Raw genomic sequence first — 19732 nt, forward strand, 5'->3', positions numbered from 1 at the left:
TAACAACACATTAACATTACAATAACTATAAATTATCGTTCTACACGAAAACGGAGTTCAGGAATGATACTGCCTAATGAAAGCACTCTCTCAAGTTGTACCCTACCGCCGCCCAACGAGATGATCCTAAAGTGGGCGCAAGAAAGACCGAATGAAGTTTACTTAAAACAAATTATCAATCGTGAGTTCGTCGAATTTACTTATGCTGATGTAGCAGATAAAGCATTACGTCTTGTTTCTGCTCTTCGTAGTCTTGGCATACAGCCAGGCGAAAAGGTCGCGCTCATTTCCAAAAACTGCGCAGAGTGGTTTATTTGCGACTTGGCGATGATGCTTGGCGACTACATCAGTGTACCAATTTTCCCAACCGCTGGTGCCGATACCATCGAATACTGTCTAACGCACAGTGAAAGTAAGGTATTGATTGCAGGTAAACTTGATGATGCTAAAGCCACCACCTCTGTCATTGAATCTCTTGGTGACCTAATCACGATTTCTCTACCTTACGATACCGCGCCAGATTGCCAGCACACGTTTAATCAATTAATCGCTGATAACAAGCCAAGTGAAGAGCGCCCTGTTCATTACGACGACAAACTAATGTCGTTGGTTTATACCTCCGGTACCTCGGGGCTACCAAAGGGTGCCATGTTGACTTATGGCGCATTTAGCTGGTCGGTACAAAGACTTATCGACCATATTGGCATTGAACCCAACGATCGTCTGTTCTCTTATTTACCGCTAGCTCATATTACTGAGCGAGTGTATATCTTTGGTTCATCAGTAGTAGGAGGCGTGCAGACTGCATTCCCAGAGTCACTGGACACCTTTATCGAAGATGTGAAGATGCAGCGTCCAACACTGTTTATTTCAGTGCCGCGACTATGGACTCTGTTCCAGCAGCGTATTCAAGATAAGCTGCCACAGAAGAAACTCAACATTCTACTTAAGATACCGTTTGTCAATTCATTGATTAAGAAGAAGTTGGCAGACGGCTTAGGACTTGACCAAGCACGAGTACTTGGTTGTGGCTCCGCTCCAGTGCCTCCAGCTCTGTTAGATTGGTATCACAGCGTCGGGCTGAATATCACTGAAGCCTGGGGCATGACCGAATCTTTCGCTTACAGTACCATTAACTACCCATTTAGGGCCGACAAAATAGGTACTGTTGGTAACGCAGGCCCAGGTATTGAGCTTAAGATTGCTGAGGATGATGAAATCATGGTTCGAGGACAAGGTCTTTTCTCGGGCTACTACAAAAATGACATTGCGACTCAAGAAGCATTTGATAGCGAAGGATGGTTGCATACTGGCGATATCGGCGCTATTGATGGCGAAGGTTATCTAACCATTCAGGGTCGTAAGAAAGACACCTTCAAAACGGCTAAAGGTAAGTTTGTCGCACCTGTACCTATTGAGAAAAAGCTGGCGGAATACAGCCGTGTCGAAATGATGTGTTTAATCGGTTTAGGCTTACCAGCTCCAATCTTACTCGTTGTGCCTCACGACTTCCCTAACTTTGACAAAGCACGCTACGCACGTACCGCTGAGCGTGTCGTTAAGCGCATGAATCAAGAACTTGAGTCTCATGAGCAAATCAAAGGTGTGCTAATGGTTAAGGAACCATGGAGTATTGAGAACGGGTTACTGACACCAACACTGAAAATCAAACGCCATTTGCTTGAACAGAAGTATCATGAAGTCGGCCATAGCTGGCCTAAAGATAAACTGGTCGTTTGGGAAGAGTAACACTCATGCATACTAGATAAAGGCGACGTTAGTCGCCTTTTTTATTTGTATTGCCAAAATGGTCTTCGACTTTCTCGATTGGCCTGTTCTCTAGTCACTCCAATGTCTTCTAACAAATGATCTGGCATTTCCGATAACACTTTTCTAGTACGTTGATTCTGACGACATTGCCTGACGTAAGTTAAGATTAACTTAGTCAACGAGCCTTTCACCGCTCTATCTTGTACATATTGATCGGAGTTGATTGTTTTATCCATTGCCTATCTCCCTATGTTTTGTATAATTTTTATGCAAAACATCAATATGTGACAAACGATCTATTTTGACTTTGAGTTAAGGAAAACTTAAGTGAAAGAAAAGCTGCCTCCCCTTCAAGGACTTTACTATTTCTATAAAGCGGCTGAACTAGGCAGCTTTAAAGTGGCCGCCAATCGTCTGTTTGTTTCAGCGGCTGCGGTAAGTCAACAAATTCGACAGTTGGAAGAGAGCCTAGGTTGTCATTTGTTTTATCGGCAGCACAGGAAAGTGTTATTAACGCCAGAGGGCCAACAACTATATAGAGAACTTGCTAAGGGCTTTGAACATATATTCACCGGAGTTCAGAGTGTCAACCAAGATCCTAACCCCAATCGTTTGTCCATCTCGACATTGCCATCATTTGCTCAGCACTGGTTGGTGCCGAGAATACAAAGCTTTCGTCAGCAAAACCCTGATATTGCGCTTTTGATCGAGCCTAATAACCAATTGGTCTCTTTTCAGGATCAATCCGTTGATATTTGTCTACGTTATGGTGAAGGTATCTATGAGGGCGTGCAAAGCCACTTACTCATGGAAGATATTATCTACCCTGTGTGCCACCCGCTGTACCAACAGCAACACCAGATTTATGATGTTCAAGATTTGCATCGAGCCGACCTGATTGAAGATACTTGGCCGGATATGGATTGGAACTTGTGGCTACAACATGTCGGTGCACCTGTAGGCAATCGAACGCTACAATATAACGGCTCGCACTTCGTTGTCGAAGGCGCACTGTCTGTTCAAGGCGTTGGGCTTATCAAACACAGCCTAGCCTATCGCTATATCAAAGAAGGAACCCTAGTGCGAATCGGCAATTACGCACTCAAGCCTAAGTTTGCCTATTACCTGTGTGCTCCAGAGCATTACTTCAATCGACCTAAACTCAAAATCTTTATTCAATGGCTACAGCAAGAAGTCGCCGACTTTAAGCAGTGCGATATGTCTCATTTAGATATTATCGACACCGATTACGTACTCAGGCCGCTATAAAGGCAATAAAAAACCCGCCATAAGGCGGGTTTTTTTATTCAAAGGAAAAGACGAATTACTTCTTCTCTTCTTTCGCTTTAGCAATAACTTCTTCAGCAACGTTTGCTGGACATGCATTGTAGTGTGAGAACTCCATAGAGAACTGACCACGACCAGAAGTGATTGTACGTAGGTGACCGATGTAGCCGAACATCTCAGATAGAGGAACATCAGCTTTAATACGAACACCAGTAGCACCAGCTTGTTGGTCTTTGATCATACCACGACGACGGTTAAGGTCACCGATTACATCACCAACGTTGTCTTCTGGAGAGAACACGTCAACGTGCATGATTGGCTCTAGAAGTTGAGCACCAGCTTTTGGCATAGATTGACGGAATGCACCTTTCGCTGCGATTTCGAATGCGATTGCAGACGAGTCAACTGCGTGGAAACCACCGTCGTATAGTTCAACTTCAACGTCTAGCGTTGGGAAGCCAGCTAGAACACCAGTTTCCATCATAGATGCGAAACCTTTCTCAACTGCAGGCCAGAATTCTTTAGGTACGTTACCACCAACAACTGTTGAAGAGAACGTGAAGCCAGAGTTTGGCTCACCCGGTTTGATACGGTAGTCAATCTTACCGAACTGACCAGAACCACCAGACTGTTTCTTGTGCGTGTAGCTATCTTCAACTGCTTGAGTGATAGTTTCACGGTAAGCAACCTGTGGTTGACCTACTTCAAGCTCAACGCCGTAAGTACGCTTCAGGATGTCTACTTTGATGTCTAGGTGAAGTTCACCCATACCTTTCAGGATAGTTTCACCTGAATCTTCGTCAGTCTCAACCTGGAATGATGGATCTTCTGCAACCATCTTACCGATCGCGATACCCATTTTCTCTGTAGAACCTTTGTCCTTAGGAGAAACAGCAATAGAGATTACTGGTTCAGGGAAGATCATTGGCTCAAGAGTACACTCGTGCTTAGGATCACATAGAGTGTGACCAGTTTGAACGTTCTTCATACCAACAACAGCGATGATGTCACCAGCTTGTGCAGTAGTTAGTTCGTTACGCTCATCTGCTTGCATCTCAACCATACGGCCGATACGCTCAGTTTTACCAGTTGCAGAGTTAAGGATTGTGTCACCCTTGTTCATTACACCTGAGTAGATACGGATAAACGTTAGAGCACCGAAACGGTCGTCCATGATCTTAAATGCTAGAGCACGTAGTGGCTCATCAGCAGATACAGTTGCAACTTCGCCAGTTGGTTCACCAGTTTCTGGATCAGTTAGAGGCTGAGGATCTACTTCAGTTGGAGCTGGTAGATAGTCAACAACTGCGTCAAGAACTAGCTGAACACCCTTGTTCTTAAATGCAGAACCACAGAATGTTGGGAAGAATGCTAGGTCACGAGTACCTTTACGGATACAACGCTTGATGTCTTCGATTGAAGGCTCTTCACCTTCCATGTACGCTTCCATTAGGTCATCGTCTTGCTCAACAGCAGTTTCGATAAGCTCTTCACGGTAAGCTTCAACGTCGTCAACCATGTCAGCTGGAACGTCTTTAACTTCGTAGTTTTCTGGAAGACCAGAGTCATCCCATACGTATGCTTTACGGCTTAGTAGGTCTACAACACCAACGAAGTCGTCTTCACGACCGATTGGAAGAACCATTACTAGTGGGTTTGCAGCAAGAACGTTCTTAACTTGATCAACTACGTTGAAGAAGTCTGCACCCATACGGTCAAGTTTGTTAACGAAGATGATACGAGATACTTCTGATTCGTTCGCATAGCGCCAGTTAGTTTCTGACTGAGGCTCAACACCACCAGAACCACAGAATACACCGATACCACCATCTAGTACTTTCAGAGAACGATATACTTCAACTGTAAAGTCAACGTGTCCAGGAGTATCGATAACGTTTAGACGGTGATCGTTCCAGAAACAGCTAACTGCCGCTGATTGGATAGTAATACCACGCTCAGCTTCCTGCTCCATGAAGTCAGTAGTTGATTCACCATCATGAACTTCACCAGTCTTATGGATTTGGCCAGTCAGTTTTAGGATACGCTCAGTTGTTGTGGTTTTACCCGCATCAACGTGCGCGAAAATACCAATATTTCTGTATTTTGATAAATCAGTCATCGTTTTACTCTGTTAATAGGATATAAAATGCGCGCAGAGTATATCACAATCTGTCAAGACGGATAGCTTTGCGTGCATTCGTATTAAAAAAAAGTTATGCCTTCGCGGCGTATTCAGGTGCCAAATAGAGCAGAACTGCCTCTAAACGCTTGTTACACCTAGCTTCATCCGTGTTGGCCACTGTTGTTAGTTCGCAGTTAATTTTAGCTGCTCTTCGTGATTTTTCGATGTCATTTCGTAAAATCATACATTTTGTTGGCGACATTCTACCTAATTTTTCACAAAAACCATCATTAAAGTTCATCGAAAGCAGAAATCGCTTCAGATAGCTTCTTAACTCCGTGGATTTGCATACCTTCAATACCGCCTTTTGGCATATTTGCCGCAGGTACAATGGCTTTCTTGAAACCGTGCTTAAACGCTTCCATTAATCGCTCTTGACCACTTGGAACCGGACGAATTTCACCCGCCAGCCCAACTTCACCAAATACGACGACATCTTTAGGTAGCGGACGGTCTCTAAAGCTTGAAAGTAACGCCATCACTAAAGCCAGGTCAGCACTGGTTTCGGTGACTTTGACACCACCAACCACATTCACAAATACATCTTGATCAGCCATTTGCAGACCGCCATGTTTATGCAAAACAGCAAGCAATAAAGACAAGCGATTTTGCTCTAAGCCAACTGCAACTCGGCGTGGGTTTGCTAGCTGGCTATAATCTACCAGTGCTTGAATCTCAACCAATAGTGGACGCGTACCTTCCCACACAACCATAACCGAGCTGCCTGATGTTTCTTCTTCACCACGAGAGAGGAAAATCGCCGAAGGGTTACTCACTTCCTTCAAACCTTGTCCCGTCATGGCGAATACGCCTAGCTCATTAACCGCACCAAAACGGTTTTTGTGGCTACGTAATGTTCTAAATCGGCTGTCCGTTCCACCGTCGAGCAACACCGAACAGTCAATAATATGCTCAAGAACCTTAGGACCTGCCAACGTGCCATCTTTAGTCACGTGACCAACAATGAAGATAGCAACGTTATTCTGTTTAGCATATCGAGTTAATGCGGTTGCCGACTCTCTTACCTGAGCCACACTGCCTGGCGACGATTGAACATCAGCCACATGCATAACTTGGATGGAGTCGATAACCATCAGCTTCGGTTGTTCCTTCTCTGCCACTTGACAAATACGATCAACGTTGGTTTCAGACAGCATTTTTAGGTGCTCTTTTGGCAAACCTAAACGAGATGCTCGCATGGCAACCTGCTGCAAGGATTCTTCACCCGTTACGTAAAGGGTTGGCATTTGCGACGATAGCCAGCACATTGCTTGTAAAAGCAGTGTCGATTTACCTGCCCCTGGGTTACCACCAATGAGGATAGCTGCCCCAGGGACCACCCCGCCACCAAGTACACGGTCAAGTTCTTTAAAACCACTGGTAAATCGAGGGACCTCTTGTAAGTCAATCTCAGATAAGGTTTGGACGCTAGATTCCGTGGAACTGCCTGCGTAACCGGTCAAGCGTTCATTACGAGCGACTTGAGGTGATGCCGCTAAACGAACCTCACTGATGGTGTTCCAACTACCACATGCATTACATTGCCCCTGCCAACGAGGGAAGTCAGCCCCACAGTCATTACATACATAAGCTCTTTTCGCTTTTGCCATTTTTAACTCAACCCGTCACGATAATTACTCAAACAAATGCAATCCATTGCACCTTTTATTGAGAAATGTATTAATTTTCGAAAATGTTCGGCGATAAAATTTGTCAAGAATCGACAAGAATCTAAAAATAGATCCGATAATTACCTTATATTTATCAGTAGATAACATTAAGGTTTTCGGCATGGTAGCCGATATAATAGCTTCACGCTGTGCTATTTCTTGATGACACTCATCATCTCAAAGGGACACTTTAACAAAACTCATGCAGCAACCTGAAATACTTTCCATCGCAGAACGCTTGATTTCGGCGTATCACGCTGATGACTTTGATTATGTACTTAGTCAAGTGACCGAGGGTGAGTCTCCCTCGACAAAACTCCTGGTTAAAATGGAACTTAATCGCCTTATGGCCCCTTGCCATAAGCGTATTGACCTTCGTGGTCGAGTCACCAGCAATTGCCACGAGTATCAACTTAATGGGCTCGCTCACTGGCTTGATGACCGTGCATTTGATAGTTACCACAAACTGACCAAGAAATTTGGCGGCTACACCGAAGGCGTATGGGAATCGTTAGTTAATAAGAAAACCTTGAGCAATCTTGGTGATGAGCAACGCGCCGCGCATGAGGGCGAGTTGACCGATCCACAAAGCCCTTATCTGGCGGACGCCATTAACTTAGGTTACGACCTGAAGCGTAAAGAGAATCGCCTTAAACTCGAATCTCAAGTATCTATTCAATTGGAAAATGGAGACGTAGTCACTGGGCTTAGTGTCGATCTCTCCAGTTCAGGTGCAAAATTCAAAGTGCCTGGTACCTTTGATTACGACTTGGGCCAAGTGATTAGTGTTAGCTTTGACGAACTCGCCCAAACCAGTCAAGTTAAGGAAATCACCAAACCCATCGAATACCGTGTACTCGGTGTCGATGGTCTACACGGTGTCTCCCCGGTTAAGTATCTAAGAACACTAAGATTATCGCGCACTAATGCGGTCGAAATGGTGGTTGAAAAGCTACTGAATACTGAATCAAAAAAAATCCGCCACGATAACCAAGATAGGATTACCCGAGCTCGTACTCGAGGTTTCGAACACAGTTATCTTAAACACGCCTGTAACCTACCGCTATTTTTTAGCGGTAATGAACTGAAGGTGGCACTGCTAACAGAAAATAACCAAGACATTTGGCACTACTGGCATGATGAGCGTAATCAACAATCGCTGGGGGCTTTGTTTTCTCGAGAGAGAATGGATTTACTGGTCAAAGCAGGCATTAAAGGCTGTAGCAACGTACTTTATACCTTTACCCACGAACATCAGGGGATGAAACTGTTTTATTCCATGATGATGCCAGAGGCGGATCGTCAAGAACGTCAATTGTTCTGGCATATTGGCGGACGTCGAGGTAGTTGGAAAGCGTTTCGTCTCTCCGTATTTGAGCTGTCCGAAGAAGACGTCACCACAATTTCACACAACTACAGCGATCTCGTGAATGGTAATGAAAAATTGACTCACTTCGGTATTCTGCAGGAGATCAGTGATGCTAATTCAGCCGCTGACTACCTATTTACAGAAAAACCTCGTCTTCCGGCTAACAGTCTAAATCGCTTTAGACACCCAAGAAAAGTAGAAAGCCAGCCAAGAGGGTTGTATTTCGATGCGCAATCCAGACGAAAAGAACCGCGATATCAATTCAGCACGCCGCTGTTTGTTCAATGTGATGAAAACACTGTTATTCGTGGAAAAACGCTCGACTTGTCTAAACGTGGTGCAAGCATAGAGCTATTGGAACCGTTGCCTGTCAAAACAGGGGCATTAATCTCGATAGATTACTTGGAGCTGAAACGCTATAACGACAGATTGCCATTGAACCGAGTCCCCTATGAGGTGGTTCGGTTATCCCAGGATCGCAAAACCGTACATTTATCGATTGTCGAATCCGGCAAAACCATCAAGACCATCGCCTTTTTCAATGGCATGATTGATAACAACCAAGATAAGCTGATCGCTAAACAAGAGCTGCTTCCAAGTCCCGCTTTACTGGAATCATTGCATAACGTCTTATTGGCTAAAATGGTCTCAACACCTATCTATATCGATAAACGAGGGACCTCAATAAAGAGTCGCACTGTTGGCGTCAATTTCCCTCTGCCAGGCTATATGCAGTTCTTGGAGCGAATTGGCCACAATCAAAAATTTGCCTTAGAACCTATTTTTAAAGGACGCAGCAATACGTTAATTGCAGAACCGATGAAGAAGAAGCCCGGAGCAAAGCCGGTCTATCACGAACTGTATATTGGAGTATTGAAACTAGGGCAACGTATTCAGTCGATTCATACCAAATTACGCGAAGACTTTGAGTCCACCCAAAGCCGGATTAAGTTCATTAAAGATGCGCTAAGTATGGGCGAACTCTACGTGTTAAGAATTTCCTCTGGTCCGGTGTATGATGCTTTGACAACCTTGATGAAGAAAGACATCAATGAACTGCTTTCGTTGAGTTTGAGCCACGCTCGCAACTTAGAAAATGAGATGACATCAATTTGCGGCTATTGCGAGCTTATCGACATTACAGAAGAAGTATTAATTCGCTTAGAGCTAAATCATTAAGCTTCATCCAAAAAACAAAGGGCGCTCAATGCGCCCTTTGTTATCTTTCACTTACCAGTTGATTCGTTTTTGTCTTGCGAGTAACCCTGACAGCACACACACAATCCCACCTAAACCAGCATGGTTAATGGCTACCTGTGCCTGAGCTTCAACTTTAGGTTTTGCGTGATACGCAATACCTAAACCAGCCGCCGCCATCATCACCAAGTCATTGGCACCATCACCCACGGCAATGGTGTTATGCGGCTCAACATCATACTCTTCCGCTAACTCTAGCAAGATGTCTGCTTTAGTTTGTGCTGAGACGACATCCCCAAGTACGTCGCCAGTCAGTTTGCCATTTTCAATCGCCAACGTATTTGATTGAGCAAAATCCAAATTTAATTTCTGCTTTAAGAAATCAGAAAAATAGGTAAATCCACCAGACGCAATCGCCGTTTTCCAGCCATAAGACTGAAGAGTTTTTAGCATTTCTTCTAACTCTGGCATCAACGGCAACTGTGAACGAACGCTCTCAAGAATCGCTTCATCTGCATCTTTTAATGTTGCAACACGTTGGCGCAAACTCGCCTCAAAATCCAACTCTCCTTGCATCGCTCGCTCTGTTACTTCTGCAACCTGCTCACCTACTCCAGCAAGTTTGGCGATCTCGTCAATACACTCAATCTGAATGGCGGTCGAGTCCATATCCAAGACAATCACACCCGGCTTATTGAGGTCGGGAACATCATACAGTGCTGCGCAATCCACTTTGAGCTCATTCAGAATCACTTTATGGTCGGCGGTTAACTGGCCATCCATCAGTGCCACTTCATATTGCCCGACCTGCCAAATGTCGAGAATTCGGCTAGTTTCACCGATGTAGAAATCCATATCATTGAAAATATCAGGAGACAAATAATGAGAATACATAATCCAACTGGCTTTATTTTTCTCCAGTTGATGAGACATGAGTGTCTCAGGGAAACGTTCCTTCAATGGAATACGTTTGGTAATCGCTAACGGCTTTACAGCGTCCATGGCTAATCCTTCCTTTAAAAAGCTCCTAAAACGTTAACCTATTGCAATTTGGTTGTGCAAGCATCAATATGAACCAATCAGTAATTTCATAGTACTTTTAAACTTATATGGACGGTTCGCTGTTTTCATTTCGCAACTTTTTGAGGTTAGTAGCGCTTTGCTTAATCGCTGCTATGGTGTTCTTCATCACAACAAATAGCTTTGTTATCAGTAAAGGTAACGAGCGCATTCAAGCGAATCAGTTAGAAGTGCTTTCTAAAGTTCTGATTTCTCAGGCCTCACTCTCTGCTAGACAGATGCTGATTGATCAAGACCAAGAGCGTTTAGGCGCTCTGACCAACCAGTTAGCACAAGAACGTCTGGTGTTAGATGCAACCGTTTATGATTCTGAAGGGGTCAAAATTGCCGCCAGTACAGACGCCAAAACGGCGCGCGAAGTCCTAGGGCTCGATACTCCACTCTCAACTGCCAGCATTGGCCGCCAACAGCTAGTCGAGCCGATCATCAACGATCATACCATCATAGGTTTTGTTCGAATCACCTTTGAAACTGGTAAGGTAACCGCAATTTCCGATCATCACTACCGCAAGAGTGATCGCTTTATGTATATGATGATCTTGATGAGTTTTATCTCTGGTGTGTTACTGATGGTCATCCTTAGAAAACAACCAAAAACCAAAGGCGAGAATTTACTGCTCAAGCAATAGAATGCTCGTGTACCTTTTGAAAACATAAGCCATTCCCAGATACAAAAAAGCCTCGCACAAGCGAGGCTTTTTTACATACTTTATTAAGCGTCTTGCTTATTCTGCGTCACCTAGCAAAACAGAATCTAGAGCAATCTCCATCATTTCATTAAATGTGGTTGCACGCTCATCAGAGGTCGTTTGCTCACCAGTCTTGATATGGTCAGATACGGTACAGATAGCCAGTGCTTTTGCACCGTATTCTGCTGCAACACCGTAGATGCCTGCCGCTTCCATCTCAACACCAACAATGCCATATTTGTCCATTACATCGAACATTTCAGGATCAGGAGTGTAGAACAGCTCAGCAGAGAATAGGTTACCCACCTTTACGTTGATACCGCGAGCTTTTGCCGCTTCTTCAGCGTTCTTCACCATGTTGTAGTCAGCAATCGCCGCAAAGTCATGGTTCTTAAAACGAATACGGTTCACTTTAGAATCAGTACATGCACCCATACCAATAACAACGTCGCGCACTTTGATGTCTTCATTAACCGCACCGCAACTACCTACACGGATAATCTTCTTAACACCAAAATCTTTGATCAGTTCAGTAACGTAAATAGAGCATGATGGAATACCCATACCGTGACCCATTACAGAGATACGACGACCTTTGTAAGTGCCTGTATAGCCATACATATTACGTACGTCACACACTTGTACTGCATCATCCAAAAACGTATCAGCAATGTATTTTGCGCGCAGTGGATCGCCCGGCATCAATACTACGTCTGCAAAATCACCCATTTCCGCATTAATGTGAGGAGTAGCCATGACTGTTTCCCTTTATTCTCAGTGCTTGTTCCTAGGACTTAGTGCCTAGAGATATGTTAAATGTACAACGCTCAAGTGAGACTTGAGCGTTGTTCGTTAATGATTATAGGAAGTTCTTTCCGTAATCCATTGAGGATGTACCAAAGTAGCTTGCAAGGCTTTGACCAATATCAGCAAAGCTATCACGAAGACCTAAAGAACCTGCTGGAACCTTGTGACCATAAACGATAACAGGAATGTGTTCACGTGTATGGTCAGTACCTGGCCAAGTTGGGTCACAACCATGGTCAGCCGTCAGAATAAGAACATCGTCTTCTTCCATCAATTCGATTACTTCGTGAATACGAGAATCGAAGTACTCAAGCGCAGCTGCATAACCCGCCACATCACGACGGTGACCATACGCTGAATCAAAATCAACAAAATTAGTGAAAACGATCGTGTTGTCGCCCGCTTCTTTGATTTGCTCTTTGGTTGCTTCAAATAGCGCTGGAATGCCTGTGGCTTTCACTTTCTTAGTGATACCGCAGTTCGCGTAAATATCAGCAATCTTACCGATAGATACCACTTGTCCCTGCTTCTCTTCAACAAGCTTCGACAACACGGTTGGCGCTGGCGGTTCAACAGAAAGGTCACGACGGTTACCCGTGCGCTCAAATTGCCCTTTACCTGGACCAATAAATGGACGCGCGATAACACGACCAATATTGTAATCCTCAAGCTCTTCACGAGCGATTTGGCAAAGCTCAAGCAGACGATCTAAACCATAAGTTTCTTCATGACATGCAATCTGGAAAACTGAATCCGCTGACGTATAGAAGATAGGTTTGCCCGTCTTCATATGCTCTTCGCCTAGGTCATCAAGTACTTGAGTCCCTGATGCGTGACAGTTACCTAAAAAGCCGTCTAAACCTGCACGTTCTAGAATGCGGTCAGTCAACTCTTTCGGGAAACTATTTTGCTTATCCGTGAAGTAGCCCCAATCAAACAAAACAGGAACACCAGCAATTTCCCAGTGGCCGGACGGCGTATCTTTACCTGACGATAACTCTGCTGCGTGACCATAAGCACCGATAATTTCGACGTCATCACGAAGGCCCTGTGCCAAAGCACCTGTAGACTCTTTATGCGCCATGGCTAGGCCGAGCTTGCTCAAATTCGGTAGCTTTAGCTCACCGTTGCGCTGATCGTTATCAGCCAAACCTTTTGCACACTGCTCTGCAATATGACCCAGTGTATCTGAGCCTACATCACCAAATTGCTCAGCATCGGCTGATGCGCCAATACCAAATGAATCTAATACTAAAATAAATGCGCGTTTCATAATTTCTCCTCACGCTTATGCGAGATCTTCCGCTCGAATTTGGCGGTACACACAAGGCGTTTCTACGTATGCTTGCTCACCGATTGTCATTGCGGCTTTCAATGCATTTGCTGCTTCTTGCCATTGCGCTTCATTACGCGCATGGATAACAGCTAGTGGTTTGTCTGCACTTGCCGTCTCGCCTAATCGAATAAATTGATCAAAGCCTACCGCGTAGTCGATGGTATCTGTTGCCACGCGGCGACCACCGCCCATGCCAACTACAGCCATACCAATCGCTCGAGTATCCATCGCTGAAACAATACCTTCATTGTCAGCGTATACTGGCTTAATAATTTCTGCTTTCTCTAGATAATTATCGTAGTTTTCAACGAAGTCTGCAGGGCCGCCTAAACCTTTGACCATTTTGCCAAAGCACTCAGCAGCCTTACCGTTATCAAGTACTTCATTCAGCTTAGCTTCTGCTTGCTCAGTGTCTTCAGCTAACTTCGCTAACACCAACATTTCGCTACAAAGTGCCATCGTCACTTTATACAAACGTGGATTGCGGTATTCACCCGTCAAGAATTGTACTGCCTCACGAACCTCAACTGCATTACCTGCAGAAGAAGCAAGCACTTGATTCATATCGGTAAGGATAGCCGTAGTCTTAGTACCAGCACCGTTAGCTACGGCAACGATAGAGTTGGCTAACTCTTCTGATGCTTCATAAGTTGGCATGAAAGCACCAGAACCGACTTTTACATCCATCACTAGTGATTCAAGACCTGCCGCCAGTTTCTTCGATAAGATAGACGCAGTAATCAGAGAGATATTGTCAACCGTTGCAGTGATATCACGAGTCGCATAAACACGCTTATCAGCAGGCGCAAGATCTCCCGTTTGACCGATAATCGCCACACCAGCGTCTTTGGTTACTTCACCAAACACGTCATTGGTTGGTGTAATGTCATAGCCAGGAATAGATTCTAGCTTGTCCAGCGTGCCACCTGTATGACCCAGACCGCGACCAGAGATCATCGGTACAAAGCCACCACATGCAGCAATCATAGGACCAAGCATCAGTGATGTTACATCACCAACACCACCTGTTGAGTGTTTATCAACAATCGGGCCACCAAAGTTCATGTGGCCCCAATCGATAACCATGCCAGAATCACGCATTGCGCACGTGAGAGCAATACGCTCTGGCATAGTCATTTCATTAAAAAAGATGGTCATTGCAAAGGCAGCAATCTGGCCTTCAGATACGGTGTCCTTGGCAACACCTTGGATAAAGAAGTTAATTTCTTCAGCAGTTAGCTCTTGGCCATCACGTTTTTTACGAATAATTTCTTGTGGTAAATACATTAGTACCTCCCCAGTCTAAGCTTGGGTTGTAGGGATAGAGGGAATAGTGGTGGCTGGAAATCAGCCACCAACAAAAAGATTCAGATTAATATGCAGATGGATCTGCAGTTTCGTCTGTTACTTCTAATGTATTCAGGAGATTAGTTAGAAGGCTAGAGGCACCAAAGCGGTAGTGCATGTTGTCTGCCCAATCTGCACCTAGAATGTCATCAGCCATTGCTAGATAAGCAGCAGCATCTTCCGCTGTACGAACGCCACCAGCTGGCTTGAAGCCAACTTTCTCAGCAACGCCCATATCGCGAATCACTTCTAACATCATGCGCGCGTACTCAGGAGTAGCGTTAACTGGCACTTTACCTGTTGATGTTTTGATAAAATCCGCGCCTGCTTTGATACAGATTTCTGAAGCTTTCTTGATAAGCGCTTCTTCTTTAAGCTCACCAGTTTCGATGATCACTTTTAGAAGGATATCACCACACGCTTCTTTACATTGCTTAACAAGTTCGAAGCCTACTTCTTCGTTGCCTGCCATCAGTGCGCGGTATGGGAATACAACGTCCACTTCGTCTGCACCGTATGCAACAGCTGCTTTAGTCTCAGCTACCGCAATTTCAATGTCATCGTTACCGTGAGGGAAGTTAGTCACAGTTGCGATACGTACTTCTGGTGTACCTTGTTCGCGTAGCGTTTTCTTTGCAATAGGAATAAAGCGAGGATAAATACAGATCGCCGCCGTGTTACCCACTGGCGATTTTGCGTCATGACATAGTGCGATCACTTTTTCATTAGTGTCGTCATCATTTAGCGTGGTTAGATCCATAAGTTTTAGTGCACGTAGAGCTGCTGCTTTTAAATCGCTCATTTCTATCTCCGGTCAATATATTCAATTAATTACCTGACAAACTCGTCAGCAATAAATGAACGGACTTGGTTCCTTGAAGACTCGGTTCAGCTATTAGGTTAAAGCTGAATACCAATTGCTATCCTTGTCACCGCACAGTACCTGCTCGTTAAAATCACCTGATTCCTATCTTGGTGAGAACTGGCTCTGGCTACATAAAGCTTCGCGAAAACACGAAAGAATTACTTAGTAGCCTATACAGTATAGAACTCTCGTTCAAAACGGTAGAGCTGATTAAAACGCAAACGGTTTGCTTCTCAAAAAACTTCCATTCAGTCGTTGAATCGCTTATCCAGTAACGATTCATTAGGAATTATCTGGCTCCTAAAACCAAAAAAGCCCCGCAGCAATTTCTTGCTACGGGGCGATTTAATACGGCGTCTATATACTAATAACCTTTACGCGAGCAATTACATGCCAGCTAGGCTTAGACAGAAACCAGCAATCGTTGCTGCCATCAAGTTAGATAGCGTACCTGCGATTACTGCTTTCACACCCATGCGTGCGATATCACCACGACGCTTAGGCGCAAGGCTACCCAGACCACCTAGAAGGATTGCGATAGAAGAAAGGTTCGCAAAACCACATAGAGCGAATGAGATGATTGCCTTAGTTTTCTCAGAAAGAACAACTGGTGCTGCGTCACCTAGGTATGGTGCGAAGTTCGCGTATGCTACGAATTCGTTCGCAACAGTCTTCATACCGATGAACTCACCAGCGATTGTCGCTTCAGACCATGGCACACCTAGTAGGAATGCTAGTGGTGAGAAGATCCAACCTAGAATCATTTCTAGACGTAGTTCTGGCATACCGATCCAGCCACCGATGCCGCCAAGCATACCGTTAACTAGGGCGATAAGGCCGATGAATGCGATTAGCATTGCACCTACGTTAAGAGCTAGTTGAAGACCTGCTGATGCACCGCCCGCTGCTGCGTCGATAACGTTAGCTGGCTTGTCTTCACCTTCAGCTTGCATGCTGTGAAGCTGCTCAACAGGCTCATCAGTTTCAGGCTTGATGATCTTAGCGAATAGAAGACCACCTGGAGCTGCCATGAATGATGCCGCTACTAGGTATTCAATTGGCACGCCCATTGATGCGTAGCCCGCTAGTACACCACCAGCGATAGAAGCTAGACCACCACACATTACGGCGAATAGCTCAGATTGAGTCATCTTAGGCACGAAAGGACGTACAACAAGTGGAGCCTCAGTTTGACCTACGAAGATGTTTGCCGCAGCAGACATAGATTCCGCACGAGATGTACCTAGTGCTTTTTGCAGGCCGCCACCAAGAATCTTGATAACCCACTGCATTACACCTAGGTAGTAAAGTACCGAGATAAGCGCAGAGAAAAAGATCAGTGTCGGTAGTACACGGAATGCGAAGATGAAACCGCCGCCGCCGAATACTTCGAACATCTTGTCAGAAACAAGACCACCGAATAGGAATGACGTACCATCGTTACCGTAGTTAATCACGCTAGATACAGCGTCAGAGAAGCTACGTAGGATCTCTTGACCCCAAGGTACATAAAGAACAAACGCACCAAGTGCAAATTGGATAGCAAAAGCGCCAGCCACAGTTCTGATATTAATAGCTTTGCGGTTATCCGATAGAAGTACTGCGATAAGAATCAGTACAACCATACCAACCAGGCTCATAAACAGGCTCATAGTTTATGACTTCCTTATATTTAATAATTTGGCGTGTAACAAAATTTGAAGCTCAAAAGCGGGGGCGATTATACAAACCCACAGAAAAGAAAGTAGTACCCCCCTCACACTTTCGTCTTGAACACATAAAAGATACACGTCATTTTGCGATCATGATCACAATTCATCTCTGCAAACGTTTTCGAATTCACAATTAACAGCACATTTAGTCACAAAAATTAAACGTCAATTTGCTATTTTTTAGTAGCTGTGACGTAACCGTTTGCTCATTTTCACTTCTCAGCATGTTTAACGATGATAGAACCATGTTTACCATTTTGGGCTCATTAGGCTGACCTTGATACCCATAAAGAGGCATATCAGGCGCATCCGTCTCTAGTAACAAACTTTCTAGTGGAAGATTAATGATAGTTGAGCGTGTTTTTTGCGCTCTTTCGTAGGTAATGACACCACCGACACCTATTTTTAAACCGAGATTGACGTAATCCATCGCTTGTTGGTAGCTGCCACTGAATCCATGAATAACGCCACTATATAGAGGAGGGTTCTGTTTCAATAAGGCAATAAGATCTTGGTGTGCTTTCCTGCAATGAAGAATAATGGGTAGTTGGTACTGGTTGGCAATACGAATTTGCTCACTAAGAAGTGATTTTTGTAGAAGCTCGTTTTCTCTACCTTGATAGAAGTCGAGACCACACTCTCCTAATGCGACAAACTTTTGGTTGTTTTTCAACTCAGCAACACGTTGCTCTAGGCGAGCAATAGAGCCATCATCCACTTCCTCAAGAAACAAGGGATGAAACCCTAAAGCGAAATACACCGTTGCATGCTCACTGGCTAACTTATTTATGGTCAGCCAATTTTGCTCATTAATACCAGGTACAACGATAGCGGCAACTTGAGCCTTTGCTGCCTCTAATAGTACTTGGTTTATGTCTTTTTTCTTTGCCAATAGATCGAGGTGGCAATGGCTATCAATCACCATCTTTTGGCTCTTTTCGATAAGGCACGCAACTACGTTTATTCTCTGGTGTGAGTCCTAATGAGGCACACCAATCATCGTATTTTTTAAGCCACTTTTTGAGCAGTTCAACCATGGTAAATTTACCTAAATAAATGTAATCGATTGCAATCGATATTATCTCAAATCCTTATGTTACAAAGGATAGCGCAATAGTTAGAGTTTTATCACTAAGTTGTGACTTACCCCTCAATGCTGTGATAGAAGCGGTTTTTTTTCATATACGCAAACGATAAAATGTTGCCTATTGTTTGTAAACCACACAAATTGTCTCTATCGTCATTTCTGTGTCGTTTACATGCGACCATTTTCTAGGCACCTAAAAACTGGAATGAGCCTAGCCTATCGAATCGTCAATGATGCTCTATCATTCGACACTACAAGGGAATTGATCGTGAAAAAAACTATTCTAAAAATGTCTGCGCTCGCAGTAGCAGTAGCTTCATTTGGTGCATTCGCAGCGAAACCAGCAGTGGTATACGATACAGCCGGTAAATTTGACAAATCATTCAACGAAGCTGTTTTCCAGAACGGTGTAAAAGTATTTAATGCGGACAAAGGCATTAAAGTTCGTGAATTTGAACCTCAAAACGAAGCGCAACGTGAACAAGGCCTTCGTCGCCTTGCAAGCCGTGGCTTCACTCCTATTGTTGCTGTTGGCTTCAACATGGCATCAGCCGTAGAAAAAGTTGCCACTGAATTCCCTGATATTCAATTTACCATCATCGATATGGTCGTTGATAAGCCAAACGTTCAATCTATTGTCTTTAAAGAACACGAAGGTTCTTTCCTTGTAGGTGCGTTGGCAGCAAAAGCTTCTCAAACTGGCAAAGTAGGTTTTGTTGGTGGCATGGATATCCCATTGATTCGTAAGTTCGAATGTGGCTACCGTCAAGGTGCACAATACGCGAACCCAGAAATCGAAACATTCCAAAACATGACAGGTTCTACTCCAGCAGCCTTCGCTGACCCAGCGAAAGGTTCAGAGCTTGCTAAATCTCAATTCTCTAAAGGCGTTGACGTTATCTACGCAGCAGCTGGCGGTACTGGCATGGGTGTATACCAAGCAGCTAAAGATGCTGGTAAGTACGCAATCGGTGTTGACTCAAACCAAAACCACCTTCAACCAGGCACTATGCTGACGTCTATGGTTAAGAAAGTCGGTGTTGCTGCATACAATACTTGGGACGACGCTGAAAACGGTACTTGGGAAGCAGGCATCAAAGTACTTGGCCTAAAAGAAGGCGCAGTTGAGTGGGCTTACGACGAGTACAACAAAGACCTAATCACACCTGAAATGAAAGCATACCTAGATACGCTTCAAGCGGACATCATCGCTGGCAAGATCGAAGTTCACGACTACATGTCTGACAACACGTGTAACTTCTAAGCGTCCTAGCTCAGAATGAAAGACTCAGCTTATTTTAGTTTGTTATCAATAAGCTGAGTAAACATAACAA

The 19732-nt window shown here is 44.4% G+C and carries 16 protein-coding genes; 5 read left to right on the plus strand and 11 right to left on the minus strand.

The features are described 5' to 3' along the window. Positions 1-63: 63 nt before the first annotated feature. A complete protein-coding gene (locus L2W36_RS00810; RefSeq protein WP_038225467.1) occupies positions 64-1749 on the plus strand; it encodes an AMP-binding protein in 1686 nt (561 codons plus the stop codon). A 41-nt stretch (positions 1750-1790) separates the two neighbouring features. On the opposite strand, the gene L2W36_RS00815 is transcribed toward L2W36_RS00810, so the two are convergent. Further along, positions 1791-2006 carry a DUF1127 domain-containing protein gene (locus L2W36_RS00815; protein ID WP_236109115.1) on the minus strand — a complete coding sequence of 72 codons (216 nt, stop codon included), beginning with the start codon at positions 2004-2006 and terminating at the stop codon, positions 1791-1793. A 91-nt stretch (positions 2007-2097) separates the two neighbouring features. On the opposite strand from L2W36_RS00815, the gene L2W36_RS00820 reads away from it, so the two are divergent. Further along, positions 2098-3039 carry a LysR substrate-binding domain-containing protein gene (locus tag L2W36_RS00820; RefSeq protein ID WP_006071963.1) on the plus strand — a complete coding sequence of 314 codons (942 nt, stop codon included), beginning with the start codon at positions 2098-2100 and terminating at the stop codon, positions 3037-3039. A gap of 55 nt (positions 3040-3094) precedes the next feature. Here L2W36_RS00820 and fusA read toward each other — a convergent pair whose 3' ends face one another. Together fusA and radA are read right to left on the minus strand one after the other, a co-directional pair. Continuing rightward, positions 3095-5176: an elongation factor G gene (gene fusA / locus L2W36_RS00825; protein ID WP_236109116.1), complete on the minus strand. Its 2082-nt coding sequence runs from the start codon at positions 5174-5176 to the stop codon at positions 3095-3097. A 293-nt stretch (positions 5177-5469) separates the two neighbouring features. Beyond that, on the minus strand, positions 5470-6849 hold the full coding sequence (gene radA / locus L2W36_RS00830) for a DNA repair protein RadA (RefSeq protein WP_006071967.1): 1380 nt from the start codon (positions 6847-6849) through the stop codon (positions 5470-5472). 262 nt (positions 6850-7111) lie between these two features. Between radA and L2W36_RS00835 the strand changes: the two genes are divergently transcribed. Continuing rightward, positions 7112-9457 (plus strand): PilZ domain-containing protein, encoded by a 2346-nt coding sequence (locus L2W36_RS00835; protein ID WP_088876748.1) that lies wholly within the window; start codon positions 7112-7114, stop codon positions 9455-9457. Between the two features lie 51 nt (positions 9458-9508). Here the strand turns inward: L2W36_RS00835 and serB are convergent, their stop codons facing one another. Further along, positions 9509-10477 carry a phosphoserine phosphatase gene (gene serB / locus L2W36_RS00840; protein WP_236109117.1) on the minus strand — a complete coding sequence of 323 codons (969 nt, stop codon included), beginning with the start codon at positions 10475-10477 and terminating at the stop codon, positions 9509-9511. Between the two features lie 107 nt (positions 10478-10584). On the opposite strand from serB, the gene L2W36_RS00845 reads away from it, so the two are divergent. Continuing rightward, on the plus strand, positions 10585-11184 hold the full coding sequence (locus L2W36_RS00845; protein ID WP_006071972.1) for a YtjB family periplasmic protein: 600 nt from the start codon (positions 10585-10587) through the stop codon (positions 11182-11184). Positions 11185-11280: 96 nt separating this feature from the next. On the opposite strand, the gene deoD is transcribed toward L2W36_RS00845, so the two are convergent. The 7 genes from deoD to L2W36_RS00880 all read right to left on the minus strand — a co-directional run bounded on the left by deoD (position 11281) and on the right by L2W36_RS00880 (position 18348). Further along, positions 11281-12000 (minus strand): purine-nucleoside phosphorylase, encoded by a 720-nt coding sequence (gene deoD / locus L2W36_RS00850; RefSeq protein WP_006071974.1) that lies wholly within the window; start codon positions 11998-12000, stop codon positions 11281-11283. Between the two features lie 103 nt (positions 12001-12103). After that, positions 12104-13324, minus strand: a complete 1221-nt coding sequence (locus L2W36_RS00855) for a phosphopentomutase (protein WP_236109118.1) — start codon at positions 13322-13324, stop codon at positions 12104-12106. Positions 13325-13339: 15 nt separating this feature from the next. After that, positions 13340-14674 carry a thymidine phosphorylase gene (gene deoA / locus L2W36_RS00860; protein WP_236109119.1) on the minus strand — a complete coding sequence of 445 codons (1335 nt, stop codon included), beginning with the start codon at positions 14672-14674 and terminating at the stop codon, positions 13340-13342. Positions 14675-14759: 85 nt separating this feature from the next. Then, entirely contained in the window at positions 14760-15536 is a 777-nt protein-coding gene (gene deoC, locus L2W36_RS00865; RefSeq protein ID WP_006071980.1) for a deoxyribose-phosphate aldolase, read from the minus strand. Positions 15537-15985: 449 nt separating this feature from the next. Then, entirely contained in the window at positions 15986-17251 is a 1266-nt protein-coding gene (locus tag L2W36_RS00870; RefSeq protein WP_006071982.1) for a NupC/NupG family nucleoside CNT transporter, read from the minus strand. 205 nt (positions 17252-17456) lie between these two features. Beyond that, complete coding sequence (locus tag L2W36_RS00875; RefSeq protein WP_031493527.1) at positions 17457-18236, minus strand: TatD family hydrolase; 780 nt, start codon at positions 18234-18236, stop codon at positions 17457-17459. Continuing rightward, a complete protein-coding gene (locus tag L2W36_RS00880; RefSeq protein ID WP_006071986.1) occupies positions 18226-18348 on the minus strand; it encodes a DUF5363 family protein in 123 nt (40 codons plus the stop codon). Before L2W36_RS00880 ends, L2W36_RS00875 begins: the two co-directional genes overlap by 11 nt. 318 nt (positions 18349-18666) lie before the next feature. Here L2W36_RS00880 and L2W36_RS00885 point away from each other — a divergent pair, with 318 nt between their 5' ends. Next, on the plus strand, positions 18667-19662 hold the full coding sequence (locus tag L2W36_RS00885; RefSeq protein WP_236109120.1) for a BMP family lipoprotein: 996 nt from the start codon (positions 18667-18669) through the stop codon (positions 19660-19662). Positions 19663-19732 lie beyond the last annotated feature (70 nt).

The sequence above is a fragment of the Vibrio sp. McD22-P3 genome (assembly GCF_021568915.1).
GTDB classification, from domain to species: domain Bacteria; phylum Pseudomonadota; class Gammaproteobacteria; order Enterobacterales; family Vibrionaceae; genus Vibrio; species Vibrio mediterranei.

Bases quoted from the DNA above. Each gene is read 5' to 3' on its own strand.
- L2W36_RS00810 (WP_038225467.1), top strand. From the start codon at position 64: ATGATACTGCCTAATGAAAGCACTCTCTCAAGTTGTACCCTACCGCCG.
- L2W36_RS00815 (WP_236109115.1), bottom strand. From the start codon at position 2,006: ATGGATAAAACAATCAACTCCGATCAATATGTACAAGATAGAGCGGTG.
- fusA (WP_236109116.1), bottom strand. From the start codon at position 5,176: ATGACTGATTTATCAAAATACAGAAATATTGGTATTTTCGCGCACGTT.
- radA (WP_006071967.1), bottom strand. From the start codon at position 6,849: ATGGCAAAAGCGAAAAGAGCTTATGTATGTAATGACTGTGGGGCTGAC.
- L2W36_RS00835 (WP_088876748.1), top strand. From the start codon at position 7,112: ATGCAGCAACCTGAAATACTTTCCATCGCAGAACGCTTGATTTCGGCG.
- serB (WP_236109117.1), bottom strand. From the start codon at position 10,477: ATGGACGCTGTAAAGCCGTTAGCGATTACCAAACGTATTCCATTGAAG.
- L2W36_RS00845 (WP_006071972.1), top strand. From the start codon at position 10,585: ATGGACGGTTCGCTGTTTTCATTTCGCAACTTTTTGAGGTTAGTAGCG.
- deoD (WP_006071974.1), bottom strand. From the start codon at position 12,000: ATGGCTACTCCTCACATTAATGCGGAAATGGGTGATTTTGCAGACGTA.
- L2W36_RS00855 (WP_236109118.1), bottom strand. From the start codon at position 13,324: ATGAAACGCGCATTTATTTTAGTATTAGATTCATTTGGTATTGGCGCA.
- deoA (WP_236109119.1), bottom strand. From the start codon at position 14,674: ATGTATTTACCACAAGAAATTATTCGTAAAAAACGTGATGGCCAAGAG.
- deoC (WP_006071980.1), bottom strand. From the start codon at position 15,536: ATGAGCGATTTAAAAGCAGCAGCTCTACGTGCACTAAAACTTATGGAT.
- L2W36_RS00870 (WP_006071982.1), bottom strand. From the start codon at position 17,251: ATGAGCCTGTTTATGAGCCTGGTTGGTATGGTTGTACTGATTCTTATC.
- L2W36_RS00875 (WP_031493527.1), bottom strand. From the start codon at position 18,236: ATGGTGATTGATAGCCATTGCCACCTCGATCTATTGGCAAAGAAAAAA.
- L2W36_RS00880 (WP_006071986.1), bottom strand. From the start codon at position 18,348: ATGGTTGAACTGCTCAAAAAGTGGCTTAAAAAATACGATGATTGGTGT.